Genomic DNA, 13238 nt, shown 5'->3' with positions numbered 1-13238 from the left:
CTATTATGTATCAAGCGATCGTCTTCCTTCCGCTGCTCGGCTTCCTGATCGTAGGCCTGTTCGGCAACGCGCTCGGCGCCAAGGCGTCCGAATACATCACGTCGGGCTTCCTGGTGATCTCGGCGGTGCTGTCATGGGTTGCCTTCTTCAGCGTCGGCTTCGGCCATGGCGAGGTATTCACCGTGCCGGTGCTGCACTGGATCCAGTCCGGCGGGCTCGACGTCTCCTGGGCGCTCAGGATCGACACGCTGACTGTGGTGATGCTGGTGGTGGTCAACACCGTGTCGGCGCTGGTCCATATCTATTCGATCGGCTACATGCACCACGATCCGAACCGGCCGCGGTTCTTTGCCTATCTGTCGCTGTTCACCTTCGCCATGCTGATGCTGGTGACGGCCGACAACCTCGTGCAGATGTTCTTCGGCTGGGAGGGGGTGGGCCTGGCGTCCTACCTGCTGATCGGCTTCTGGTACAAGAAGCCGTCGGCCAATGCCGCGGCGATCAAGGCTTTCGTCGTCAACCGCGTCGGCGACTTCGGCTTCGCCCTCGGCATTTTCGGCGTCTTCGTGCTGTTCGGCTCGGTCAATCTCGGCACCATCTTCGCCAATGCGGCGACGTTCATTCCGGCTGAAGGCGCGCCGCAGGGCGCCGCCGTGCTCACCTTCCTCGGCCATGCGCTGGACAAGCAGGCGGCGATGACGGTCGTGTGCCTGCTGCTCTTCATGGGCGCCATGGGCAAGTCGGCGCAGGTGCCGCTGCACACCTGGCTGCCGGACGCGATGGAAGGCCCGACCCCGGTGTCGGCGCTCATCCATGCCGCCACCATGGTGACGGCCGGCGTGTTCATGCTGGCGCGGCTGTCGCCGCTGTTCGAGCTGTCGCATTCGGCGCTGACGGTGGTCACCTTCATCGGCGCCTTCACCGCCTTCTTCGCGGCGACCGTCGGTCTCGTCCAGAACGACATCAAGCGCGTCATCGCCTATTCGACCTGCTCGCAGCTCGGCTACATGTTCGTGGCGCTCGGCGTCGGCGCCTATGGCGCGGCGATCTTCCATCTGTTCACGCACGCCTTCTTCAAGGCGCTGCTGTTCCTCGGCTCGGGCTCGGTCATCCATGCCGTGTCCGACGAGCAGGACATGCGCAAGATGGGCGGTTTGAGGAAGCTGATCCCGACCACCTACTGGATGATGGTGATCGGCACGCTGGCTCTGACCGGCGTCGGCATCCCGGTGACCGTCATCGGCACCGCCGGCTTCTTCTCCAAGGACGCCATCATCGAGACGGCCTTTGCCGGGCACAATTCCGTCGCTGGCCTTGCCTTCGTGCTCTTGGTGATCGCCGCCGGCTTCACCTCCTTCTATTCCTGGCGGCTGATCTTCATGACCTTCCATGGCAAGCCGCGGGCGAGCCACGAGGTCATGCACCACGTCCATGAATCGCCACCGGTGATGCTGGTGCCGCTGTTCGTGCTGGCGGCAGGCGCGCTGTTTGCCGGCATCATCTTCCACAATTCCTTCATCGGCGAAGGCTATGGCGAGTTCTGGAAGGCGTCCCTGTTCACGCTGCCGGACAACCATATCCTGCACGAAATCCACGAACTACCGCTGTGGGTCGAGCTGTCGCCCTTCATCGCCATGCTGATCGGCCTGGCGCTGGGCTGGAAGTTCTACATCCGCTCGCCGGAAATGCCGGCCAATCTCGCCGCGCAGCATCGCGGGCTCTACGCGTTCCTGCTCAACAAGTGGTACTTCGACGAGCTCTACGACTTCCTGTTCGTGCGGCCGGCCAAGCGCCTCGGTTCCTTCCTGTGGAAGACCGGCGACGGCACCATCATCGACGGGCTTGGGCCTGACGGCATTTCGGCGCGCGTCGTCGATGTCACCAACCGTGTCGTCAAACTGCAGACCGGCTACCTCTACCACTATGCCTTCGCCATGCTGATCGGCGTTGCCGCACTCGTCACCTGGATGATGCTCTGATGACCGCCTGGCCAATCCTCTCGCTGGTCACCTTCCTGCCGCTGGTTGGTGCGCTGCTTATCCTGTTCATCAGGGACGACAGCGAAAATGCGCGCCGCAACATCCGCGCCATCGCGTTCATAACCACGGCCTTCACCTTCGTGGTGTCGCTGTTCATCTGGACCGGCTTCGACAATTCGCAGGCCGGCTTCCAGTTCGTCGAAAAGGTCGCCTGGCTCGATTCCGGCATCTCCTACCATATGGGCGTCGACGGCATCTCCATGCTGTTCGTCATCCTGACGACCTTCCTGATGCCACTCTGCATCCTGGCGTCGTGGGAAGCGATCGAGAAGCGCGTCAAGGCCTACATGATCGCCTTCCTGCTCCTGGAAACGCTGATGATCGGCGTGTTCTGCGCGCTCGACATCGTGCTCTTCTACGTCTTCTTCGAAGCCGGCCTGATCCCGATGTTCATCATCATCGGCGTCTGGGGCGGCAAGCGGCGCGTCTATGCCTCGTTCAAGTTCTTCCTCTATACGCTCGCCGGCTCGGTGCTGATGCTGCTCGCCATCATGGCGATGTTCTTCCAGGCCGGCACGACCGACATCCCGACGCTGCTGACGCACAACTTCCCGGCCAACATGCAGACCTGGCTGTGGCTTGCCTTCTTCGCCTCCTTCGCGGTGAAGATGCCGATGTGGCCGGTGCACACCTGGCTGCCGGACGCTCACGTCGAGGCGCCGACCGCCGGCTCGGTCATCCTGGCCGGCATCCTCCTGAAGATGGGCGGGTACGGCTTTCTGCGCTTCTCCCTGCCGATGTTCCCGCTGGCATCCGAGATGTTCGCGCCGCTGGTGTTCACGCTCTCGGTCGTCGCCATCATCTACACCTCGCTGGTGGCGCTGATGCAGGAGGACATGAAGAAGCTGATCGCCTATTCGTCGGTCGCCCATATGGGCTTCGTCACCATGGGCATCTTCGCCATGAACCAGGAAGGCGTACAGGGCGCGATCTTCCAGATGCTGAGCCACGGCCTGGTCTCGGGCGCGCTGTTCCTGTGCGTCGGCGTCATCTACGACCGCATGCATACGCGTGAGATCGCGGCCTATGGCGGCCTGGTCAACAACATGCCGAAATACGCCACCGTGTTCCTGATCTTCACCATGGCCAATGTCGGCCTGCCGGGCACGTCGGGCTTCGTTGGCGAATTCCTGACCATGCTGGGCGTGTTCCGGGTCAACACCTGGGTGGCGTTCTTCGCCGCCACCGGCGTCATCCTGTCGGCCGCCTACGCGCTCTGGCTCTACCGCCGGGTGATTTTCGGCGCGCTGACCAAGGACAGCCTGAAGGGGCTGCTTGATCTCTCGACACGCGAAAAGGCGATCATCTACCCGCTGGTCGTGCTGGTCATCTTCTTCGGCGTCTATCCGGCCCCCGTCTTCGATGCGACGGCCCAGTCGGTCAAGGCGCTCGTCACCAATGTCACCGCATCCATCGGCGCCGCGCAGACCGCGGCGGCGAACTGATCAGGGGTTTTGCGAACCATGACGCCGGACCTTCTCTCCAGCCTGTCGCTCTCGACGCCCGAGCTGATCCTTGCCATCGGCGCGCTCGCGCTGCTGATGGTCGGAGCCTATTCGCGCTCCAACACCGCCAACACGGTGACCGGCCTTGCGGTTGCCGTGCTGGTGATATCGGGCGCCTGGCTGCTCTTTTCCACGGGGCAGGGCAGTGCCTATGGCCATGCCTTCGTCCAGGATTCCTTCGCCCGCTTCATGAAGGTGCTGGCGCTGGTCGGCTCGGCGGTGACGCTGGTCATGTCGATGCGCTTTGCCAAGGCGGAACGTTTCGACAAGTTCGAATATCCGGTGCTGATCCTGCTGTGCACGCTGGGCATGATGCTGATGATCTCGGCCAACGGCATGATCGGGCTCTATCTCGGCCTCGAACTTCAGTCGCTGGCGATCTATGTGCTGGCGGCGATCAACCGTGACAATCTGCGCTCGACCGAGGCCGGCCTGAAATATTTCGTCCTCGGCGCGCTATCGTCAGGCATGCTGCTCTACGGCATCAGCCTGGTCTATGGGTATACCGGCAACACCGGATTCCAGGAGATCGCCACCGCACTTGGCAGCGGCGAACGCCAGCTTGGCCTCGTCTTCGGTCTCGTTTTCGTGCTGGCCGGCCTTGCCTTCAAGATCTCGGCGGTGCCGTTCCACATGTGGACGCCGGACGTCTACGAAGGCGCGCCGACACCGGTCACCGCCTTCCTGGCGGCAGCGCCCAAGATGGCGGCAATGGCGCTGATCGTGCGCGTCACCATGGGCGCGTTCAAGCCGGTCGCCGCCGATTGGCAGCAGATCATCGTCTTCATTTCGATCGCCTCCATGGCGCTCGGCGCCTTCGCCGCGATCGGCCAGACCAACATCAAGCGGCTGATGGCTTATTCCTCGATCGGCCACATGGGCTACGCGCTGGTCGGCCTTGCCGCCAACAGCCAGGCCGGCGTGCGCGGTGTCGCCATCTACATGCTGATCTATCTGGTGATGACGCTCGGCACCTTTGCCTTCATCCTCGCCATGCGGCGCAAGGAAGGCAATGTCGAGCAGATCAGCGATCTGGCCGGCTTGTCGTCGACCAACCCAGTGATGGCGACGATCCTGACCATCCTGATGTTCTCACTGGCCGGCATCCCGCCGCTCGCTGGCTTCTGGGGGAAGTGGTACGTCTTCCTCGCCGCCATCAATGCCAATCTCTATGCGCTGGCGATCATCGGCGTGCTGGCCTCGGTGGTGGGCGCCTATTACTATCTGCGCATCATCAAGATCATGTGGTTCGACGAGCCGGTCGGCGGCTTCGTGCCGATGGCCAGCGAGCTGCGCCTGGTGCTCGGCGTCTCGGGCGCCTTCGTGCTGTTCTATGTGCTGATCGGCGGGCCGATCGGCACCTATGCCGAAGCCGCGGCCAAGACGTTCTTCTGACGGGATGGCATTTCGGCTGGCTCCAACCTCGGCGTCGGAAGGGTTCCGGCTCGAAGCCCATGACAGCGTCGGCTCCACCAACACGGTGGCGCTCGACCATGCAAGGGCAGGCGATCCCGGCAGATTGTGGGTCGTCTCCAAGAAGCAAGAGAGCGGGCGAGGGCGGCGCGGCCGGGCCTGGGTGTCGCCTGAAGGCAATATGGCGGCGACCTTGCTCGTCATCACCGGTGGCGAGCTTCGTGTCGCGGCAACGCTGGGGTTCGTTGCCGGCCTGTCACTTGCCGATGCGCTCGACGCGGTCGTGCCGAAAGGGCGCATCGCCATCGGCCTCGACGGCGCCAGCCAGGGACAGAACCGCTTCGAGCTGAAATGGCCGAACGACGTGCTCGCCTCCGGCGCCAAACTGGCAGGAATCCTGCTGGAGTCGGCGATGCTTGATGGCGGCCGCTTCGCGGTGGCGGTCGGCATCGGCGTCAATGTCGTGGCGCATCCGCCGGATTTGCCGTACCCCGCGACGTCGCTGCATGCGCTCGGCGCGGCCTGCGACGCCGAAACGCTGTTTCTGGCGCTGTCGGATGCCTGGAGCGAGAATGCCCGCCTGTGGGACGAAGGGCGTGGCCTTGCCGCCATCAGGAAGCGTTGGCTGGCCCGCGCGGCGGGCCTTGGCGGCGAGGTTGCTGTCAGAATTGACGGTAATGTGGTGCGTGGCGTCTTCGAGACCATTGACGAGGACTGCCGTTTCGTGATCCGCGACGATGAAGGGGTTGTTTTGACGGTGGCCGCCGGCGATGTGCATTTCGGCGCGGTCGCGTCCGCCCGGGTATAGTTTTGTTTTTTGAGCAATTCCGGATTGAAAACCGTTAGACACTTTTGGCGGAATTGCTTTAACGGCTTGGCCTGAGGGCCAGGAAGGAAAATATCATGGCGAAAGCGGACACCGCCGAACTCGTCTTCGTGCCGCTCGGCGGCGTCGGCGAGATCGGCATGAACTTCGCCCTCTACGGCTACGGCCCGGCGAGCGCGCGCGAGTGGATCGTCATCGATGTCGGCGTCACCTTTCCCGACACGGCGCATCCGGGCGTCGACCTGATCCTGCCCGACACACGCTTCATCGAGGAAAACCTCGCCAATCTGCGCGGCATCATCATCACCCATGCGCATGAGGACCACTACGGCGCGCTGCTCGACATCTGGCCGAAGCTGAAGGCGCCGGTCTGGATGACGCCTTTCAGCGCCGGCCTGCTGGACGCCAAGCGGCAGGGTGAGCAGGGCGCGCCGAAGATCCCGGTGACGATCTACCGGGCCGGCGAAAAGTTCACCGTCGGTCCGTTCCAGATCGAAGCCATTCCGGTGGCGCACTCCATTCCCGAGCCGATGTCGCTGGCCATCACCACGCCGGCCGGCACCGTCATCCATACCGGCGACTGGAAGATCGATCCGGAACCGACGATCGGACCCAAGACCGACGAAGCGCGCTTTCGCGCCTATGGCGACAAGGGCGTGCTGGCGCTGATCTGCGATTCGACCAATGCGCTGCGCGAAGGCGAATCGCCTTCGGAAGTGGCCGTGGGCGAGGGCTTGAAGGGCGTCATCCAGGCGGCCAAGGGTCGCGTCGCCGTCACCACCTTCTCCTCCAATGTCGGGCGCATCGTTTCCATCGCCAGGGCGGCGCGCGATGCCGGCCGCCAATGTCTGGTGCTCGGCCGCTCGCTGAAGCGGGTGATCGATGTGGCCGACGAGCTTGGCTATATGGACGGGCTGCCGGAATTCATCGCCGAGGAAGATTTCGGCTTCATCCCGCGCGAGAACCTGGTCATCATCTGCACCGGCAGCCAGGGCGAGCCGCTGGCGGCCCTTGCCAAGCTGTCGCGTGACGAGATGAAATCGGTGTCGCTGACAGCTGGCGACACGGTGGTGTTTTCTTCGCGCACCATTCCCGGCAACGAGAAGGCGATCCTCGAGATCAAGAACCGCCTGATCGATCTCGGCATCAAGATCATCGAGGACGGCGATGCGCTGGTGCATGTCTCGGGCCATCCCCGCCGCAGCGAGCTGCGCAAGATGTATGAGTGGGTGCGGCCGCAAATCGGCGTCCCCGTGCATGGCGAGGCCGCGCATCTGGTGGCGCAGGGCTCGCTGATGTCGATGTCGGGCATCGGCCAGGTGGCGCAGGTGCGCGACGGCGACATGCTGCGGCTCGCGCCCGGTCCCGCCACCATCATCGACCAGGTGCCGTTCGGCCGCGTCTACAAGGACGGCAATCTGATCGGCACCGACCAGGCGATGGGCATACGCGATCGGCGCAAACTGTCTTTCGCGGGCCATGTCGCGGTCAATGTCGTGCTCGACGACAAGTACGAATTGGCGGGCGATCCCGATCTCGTCGCCATCGGCGTTGCCGAGGCCGACGCCAGCGGCGAGACGCTCGAGGATTTGATGATCGATGCGGCCGTCGGCGCGGTCGATTCGATCCCCCGCCAGCGTCGCAAGGACCTGGACCTGGTCCAGGAGGCGGTGCGGCGCGCGGTACGCGGCGCGGCCAACGAAGCCTGGGGCAAGAAACCGCTGGTTACGGTTTTCGTCACCCGCTGAAACGGGCGACGGCTGGTCAGGTGTTCAACTGGTAGCTGACCGGAATCCAGCGAAAGGTGCCGTTTATCCGTCCGATATAACCCAGGCCCGGAAACGGCATGTGGTGGCCGGCGACGAGCAGTCGCCGGTCGGCAGCCATGGCCAGCAGCCGCTTGCGGGTCTCGACTGCCTTTTCCTTGTCGTCGTCGAAATCGGCGTGCCAGTCCGGACGCTGGACGGACACGACATAGTGCAGGAAAGCATCCGACCAGATCAGCAATTGCCGTCCACTGCTTTCGACAAGGAATGCCAGCAGCCCGGGTGAGTGACCGGCCGCGTCGATGGCGGTGATGCCCGGCACCACTTCGTCTCCGGGCTCAATGAATGTCGCGCGGTCGGCCAGGTCGGTGCAGATGCGCCTGAAGAGATCACGATTGGCCAACCTGGCGGGGCGCACCGCTTTGCCCTCGGTCCAGAAGGCGAATTCCGCCGCGCCGAACACAAAGCGTGCGCGGTTGAAAGCCGGTTCGCCGTCCCGGACAAGCCCGCCTATGTGATCCGGGTGCCCATGCGTGATGACCACCACATCGATATCTTCGGGGCCGAGCCCCAATTCTTGCAGGCAATCCAGAAGCGAACTGTCCTCATCTCCGCAGCCGGTGTCGAACAGGATCTTTTGGGAACCGGTGTCGATCAGCGTCGGGATGAAGCAGTGCTCGTAGCGATCCTGGTCGATGAAGTTCGAGACCGCGAGTTCGAGCACTGCCGCCGGCGGCTGGCCGACCGCGAAGGCCGATGCAAGATTGTCCCTGATATCGGCGGCGTCGAGCAGGGCGGCAACCTTGAAAGATCCGAGATCGAAGTTGAAAACGCGGGGGCGGGCAGGGCTGGTTCCGGACATTGGCCCTTGTACTTCGCGCGGACAGGCTGGAACAGGTGCGACAGTGCGCTCCTGGCGAAAGACTGTTGATCGCGATCGATTTGACGTATGACGCCAGTCATTGGACCTCGGAGAAAAAGACGCGCACATGCTCGGACGGCTGAACCACGTCGCGCTTGCGGTGCCGGATCTGGCTGCCGCCGTTGCAGCCTATCGCAACACGCTCGGCGCCGAAGTGACCGAGCCACAGGCCTTGCCGGAGCATGGCGTCACCGTTGTGTTCGTCAATGTCGGCAACACGAAGATCGAATTGCTGGAGCCGCTTGGCGAGAGCTCGCCGATCGCGGCGTTCCTGGCGAAGAACCCGTCTGGCGGCATGCATCACCTCTGCTACGAGGTCGACGACATCCTGGCCGCGCGCGACCAGCTCAAGGCCGCCGGCGCCCGGGTGCTCGGCGACGGCAATCCCAGGACCGGCGCGCATGGCAAGCCGGTTCTGTTCCTGCATCCGAAGGACTTCTTCGGTACGCTGATCGAACTGGAGCAATCATGAGCTGGGTTTCGTTCACCGCGCTGTTTTTCGCGACCTGGTGGGTGGTGCTGTTTGTCGTGCTGCCGTTCAGCGTCAGGACGCAGGACGACGATCACGACGTGACGCTTGGTACAGTCGCGAGCGCGCCGCGCGGGCCGCATATGCTGCGCGCGGTGATCCGCACCACCATCGTCACGGCTATTGTCATGGGCACCTTCTACGGCTTGACCCACGGGCTGGGATACAGCCTCAACGACATCCCGCACATCGTGCCGGATTTCGGCCAGACCCCCGCTAAGTAGGCCGCCCCGGGAGGGTGGTTCGACAAGATCGGAGCGGCATCGGCAGGCCCGCCTGCCTGGCGGCCATCAACTGCTGACGCAAGGTCATGCAGCCTGGCAAGTCTCGGTGCTAACCAGATGATTGCACAAAAAAAATGCAAGGCACGAGGCCTTGCAATTAAACGCGTCCGATCTGTTTCCGGTTTCCGGCGGCAGCGAGTAACCGCGCCTAGATCGCATCCTCCCAAGACTTTGACCGCGTAGGAAGGCAGATTTTTTTCTGCCCTCTCGGTTATCGGGGCACATTAGCCTAAGGGAAATGAAAATGTCACGAAGAATTTTGCCTTGAAACGGGCATTCTCGTGCTGCACTGCACAATAGTGCGGCAGGCTTTGCTTTTGAAACGACCAATGAGGGCCGTTAGAGCCTTTGCGGCATGTTCGCGATTGACGCGCGCAAAGAATTGACGGTCACTTCCGAAGACATTCGGTATGCCCGATTGCTGGCGCGGGCCGATCGAAAACCGAGGGATTCCGGGCCGAAGCGGGCCGATGTGCTGGGATGGCCGGGTTTCCATTCCGTCATGAAATCGCTATGAAGCCGGGGCAAGCAAGCCTGCGCCGCGCCGATTCTGGCGTTGCCATTCTCAATCACGGACCAGTCCATGCGTTTGTCGCGCTATTTCCTGCCTATCCTGAAAGAAAATCCGCGCGAGGCCGAAATCGTCTCGCACCGGCTGATGCTGCGTGCCGGCATGATCCGCCAGCAGGGGCAAGGCAGTTTCTCCTGGCTGCCACTGGGCAAGCGGGTGCTGGACAAGGTCTGCAAGATCATCCGCGAGGAGCAGAACCGCGCCGGCGCGCTGGAGATCCTGATGCCGACCATCCAGTCGGCCGATCTTTGGCGCGAGAGCGGCCGTTACAACGACTACGGCAAGGAGATGCTGCGCATAAAGGACCGCCAGGACCGCGACATGCTCTACGGGCCGACCAACGAGGAAATGGTCACCGAGATTTTCCGCGCCTACGTCAAGTCCTACAAGGACCTGCCGCTCAACCTCTACCATATCCAGTGGAAGTTCCGTGACGAGGTGCGGCCGCGCTTCGGCGTCATGCGTTCGCGCGAATTCCTGATGAAGGACGCCTATTCCTTCGATCTCGACTTCGAGGGCGCGCGAGCCGCCTACAACAGGATGTTCGTTTCCTATCTCAGGACCTTCACACGCATGGGCCTGCAGGCCATCCCGATGCGGGCCGATACCGGGCCGATCGGCGGCGATCTCAGCCATGAATTCATCATCCTGGCCGACACCGGCGAAAGCCAGGTCTTCTGCCATCGCGACTATCTGTCGCTTGCCGTGCCCGGCGCGAACACCGATTTCGCCAATGACGGCGAGATATCGGATATCGTCAAGACATGGACGACGCCGTACGCGGCAACCGACGAGATGCATGACGAGGCGGCCTGGGCAAGCGTACCGGCGGCTGATCAGGTCTCGGCACGCGGCATCGAGGTCGGCCATATCTTCCATTTCGGCGAGAAGTATTCCAAGCCGATGGGCGCCAAGGTGACCGGACCCGACGGCAAGGACCATTTCGCCTCGGGCGGCTCCTACGGTATCGGCCCGTCGCGGCTGGTGGCGGCGATCATCGAGGCCAGCCATGACGAGAACGGCATCATCTGGCCGGAGGCCGTGGCGCCGTTCGACATCGGCCTGATCAACATGAAGGCCGGCGACGCCGAGTGCGACCGCGTCTGCGACGAACTCAGCGCCGCCTTCACCGCCGCCGGCAAGGACGTGCTCTACGACGACACCGACCAGCGGCCGGGCGGCAAATTCGCCACCGCAGACCTGATCGGCCTGCCCTGGCAGGTGATCGTCGGGCCGCGCGGCGTGGCCGCCGGCGAAGTCGAGATCAAGAACCGCAAGACCGGCGAGCGCGTCACGCTGCCGATCGCCGACGCCGCAAAACGCTTCGGTGCCGCCGCATGAGCGAGGCGGCGGCAGCGAGATCGGCGGGCGCCGGCGCCTTTTCCATCTTCGAACGCACGGTGGCGTGGCGCTATCTGCGTTCGCGGCGCAAGGAGACGGTGATCTCGGTGATCGCCTCGATCTCTTTCCTCGGCATCATGCTGGGCGTCGCCACGCTGATCGTGGTCATGGCCGTGATGAACGGGTTCCGCGCCGAGCTTTTGACGCGCATCCTGGGCGTCAACGGCCATCTGATCGTGCAGCCGCTCGATTCGCCGCTCGAGGACTATGCCCAGGTCGCCAGCCGCATCAACGGCGTGTCCGGGGTGAAATACGCCATCCCGCTGATCGATGGCCAGGTGCTGGCGCAAGGCAATGTCGGCGGCGGCACCGGCGCGCTGGTGCGCGGCATCCGGGGCGAAGACCTCGGCAAGATCGCCATCGTGGCCAGCAACATCAAGCAAGGCTCGCTCGACGGCTTCGACACGGGCGAGGGTGTCGCCATCGGCAAGCGCATGGCCGAGAATCTCGGCCTGACGCTCGGCGACACGATCACGCTGATCTCGCCGGACGGGGATGTGACGCCGCTCGGCACCACGCCGCGCATGAAGGGCTACAAGATCGCCGCGATCTTCGAAGTCGGCATGTCCGAATATGACAGTTCCATCGTCTACATGCCGTTTTCGGAAGCGCAGCTCTATTTCAACATGGACGGCCGGGCGCAGACCATCGAGATCTATGTCGACAATCCCGATGATGTCGACGCGCTGAAGCCGAAGGTGGAGGAGGCCGCGCAACGCCCGATCGACCTCGTCGACTGGCGCCAGCGCAACGAGACGTTCTTTTCGGCCCTTCAGGTCGAGCGCAACGTCATGTTCATGATCCTGACGCTGATCGTGCTGGTGGCGGCGCTCAACATCATTTCCGGACTGATCATGCTGGTGAAGGACAAGGGGCATGACATCGCCATCCTGCGCACCATGGGCGCCTCGCGCGGCGCCATTTTGCGCATCTTCCTGATGACGGGGGCGGCGATCGGCGTCACCGGCACGCTTGCCGGCGTGCTGCTCGGCGTCGTCATCTGCACCAACATCGAATCGATCCGCCAGTTCTTCTCCTGGATGACCGGCAAGGTGCTGTTCAATCCGGAGCTCTATTTCCTCAGCCAGTTGCCGGCCAAGATGGATCCGCGCGAGACGACCTATGTCATCATCATGGCGCTTGCGCTGTCCTTCCTGGCAACGGTGTTTCCGGCATGGCGGGCCGCCCGCCTCGATCCGGTCGAAGCCTTGAGGTACGAGTAGTGGCCGAGGTGATCATCGAGCTGAAGAGCGTCGAGCGGCACTATGTGCAGGGGCCGCGCAAGCTCACCATTTTGAACGGTGCCGATTTCTCGCTGCGCCGCGGCGAGATGGTGGCGTTGGTGGCGCCGTCAGGCACCGGCAAGTCGACGCTGCTGCATACGGCCGGCCTGCTGGAACGGCCTGATGCCGGCGACGTGATCCTGTCCGGACGCGCCTGCGGGCGCCTGTCGGACGACGAGCGCACCTCGATTCGCCGCAACGATGTCGGCTTCGTCTACCAGTTCCATCATTTGCTGCCGGAATTCTCGGCGCTGGAAAACATCATGATGCCGCAGCTCATCAAGGGGCTGTCGCGCAAGGAAGCGGGCGAGCGCGCGGCGCAGCTGCTCGACTACATGCAGATCGGCAAGCGCGCGTCGCACCGGCCTTCCGAACTGTCCGGCGGCGAACAGCAGCGCGTCGCCATCGCGCGCGCCGTCGCCAACGCGCCGCTGGTGCTGCTCGCCGACGAGCCGACCGGCAATCTCGACCCGGTGACCGCGTCCTACGTCTTCGAGGCGCTGGAGGCGCTGGTGCGGCAATCGGGTCTTGCGGCGCTGATCGCCACGCACAATCACGAGCTGGCCTCGCGCATGGACCGGCGCGTGACGCTGGCCGAGGGGAAAGTGGTGCCGCTGTAGGCACGCGCCATTCGCGGTGTTCCGGAGTGGCGCGGGTTTTCGTCGGGGTGAAAAGACTATGAAGCCTTTGCATCGAAGC

The 13238-nt window shown here is 63.5% G+C and carries 11 protein-coding genes; 10 read left to right on the top strand and 1 reads right to left on the bottom strand.

Annotated features, from left to right (window positions below; genetic code table 11):
• The first annotated feature begins 5 nt into the window (after nt 1–5).
• From nuoL to FJ967_RS11635, 5 genes are all read left to right on the top strand, one after another.
• Nucleotides 6–1979, top strand: a complete 1974-nt coding sequence (gene nuoL / locus FJ967_RS11655; protein WP_140731854.1) for an NADH-quinone oxidoreductase subunit L — start codon at nt 6–8, stop codon at nt 1977–1979.
• Complete coding sequence (locus FJ967_RS11650) at nt 1979–3484, top strand: NADH-quinone oxidoreductase subunit M (RefSeq protein WP_140731853.1); 1506 nt, start codon at nt 1979–1981, stop codon at nt 3482–3484. The genes nuoL and FJ967_RS11650 overlap by 1 nt, the downstream gene beginning before the upstream one ends.
• Nucleotides 3485–3502: 18 nt before the next feature.
• A complete protein-coding gene (nuoN, locus tag FJ967_RS11645) occupies nt 3503–4939 on the top strand; it encodes an NADH-quinone oxidoreductase subunit NuoN (protein ID WP_140731852.1) in 1437 nt (478 codons plus the stop codon).
• Between the two features lie 4 nt (nt 4940–4943).
• Complete coding sequence (locus FJ967_RS11640; RefSeq protein WP_140731851.1) at nt 4944–5765, top strand: biotin--[acetyl-CoA-carboxylase] ligase; 822 nt, start codon at nt 4944–4946, stop codon at nt 5763–5765.
• A 95-nt stretch (nt 5766–5860) separates the two neighbouring features.
• Entirely contained in the window at nt 5861–7531 is a 1671-nt protein-coding gene (locus tag FJ967_RS11635) for a ribonuclease J (protein WP_140731850.1), read from the top strand.
• Between the two features lie 16 nt (nt 7532–7547).
• On the opposite strand, the gene FJ967_RS11630 is transcribed toward FJ967_RS11635, so the two are convergent.
• Complete coding sequence (locus FJ967_RS11630) at nt 7548–8411, bottom strand: MBL fold metallo-hydrolase (RefSeq protein WP_140731849.1); 864 nt, start codon at nt 8409–8411, stop codon at nt 7548–7550.
• Between the two features lie 127 nt (nt 8412–8538).
• Here FJ967_RS11630 and mce point away from each other — a divergent pair, with 127 nt between their 5' ends.
• From mce to FJ967_RS11605, 5 genes are all read left to right on the top strand, one after another.
• Nucleotides 8539–8943, top strand: a complete 405-nt coding sequence (gene mce, locus FJ967_RS11625) for a methylmalonyl-CoA epimerase (protein ID WP_140731848.1) — start codon at nt 8539–8541, stop codon at nt 8941–8943.
• The gene (locus tag FJ967_RS11620; protein WP_140731847.1) at nt 8940–9224 is read left to right on the top strand and encodes a DUF1467 family protein; all 285 of its coding nucleotides are present in this window, start codon (nt 8940–8942) and stop codon (nt 9222–9224) included. Before mce ends, FJ967_RS11620 begins: the two co-directional genes overlap by 4 nt.
• Before the next feature lie 643 nt (nt 9225–9867).
• Nucleotides 9868–11196 (top strand): proline--tRNA ligase, encoded by a 1329-nt coding sequence (gene proS, locus FJ967_RS11615; protein ID WP_140731846.1) that lies wholly within the window; start codon nt 9868–9870, stop codon nt 11194–11196.
• Complete coding sequence (locus FJ967_RS11610; RefSeq protein ID WP_140731845.1) at nt 11193–12479, top strand: lipoprotein-releasing ABC transporter permease subunit; 1287 nt, start codon at nt 11193–11195, stop codon at nt 12477–12479. The genes proS and FJ967_RS11610 overlap by 4 nt, the downstream gene beginning before the upstream one ends.
• Nucleotides 12431–13159: an ABC transporter ATP-binding protein gene (locus FJ967_RS11605; RefSeq protein WP_181175793.1), complete on the top strand. Its 729-nt coding sequence runs from the start codon at nt 12431–12433 to the stop codon at nt 13157–13159. The genes FJ967_RS11610 and FJ967_RS11605 overlap by 49 nt, the downstream gene beginning before the upstream one ends.
• The last annotated feature ends 79 nt before the right edge of the window (nt 13160–13238 follow it).

The sequence above is a fragment of the Mesorhizobium sp. B2-3-4 genome, from assembly GCF_006442315.1.
Taxonomy (GTDB): Bacteria; Pseudomonadota; Alphaproteobacteria; order Rhizobiales; family Rhizobiaceae; genus Mesorhizobium.
Note: the sequence above shows the minus strand (reverse complement) of the source record. Positions and strands in the feature narration are given on the sequence as shown.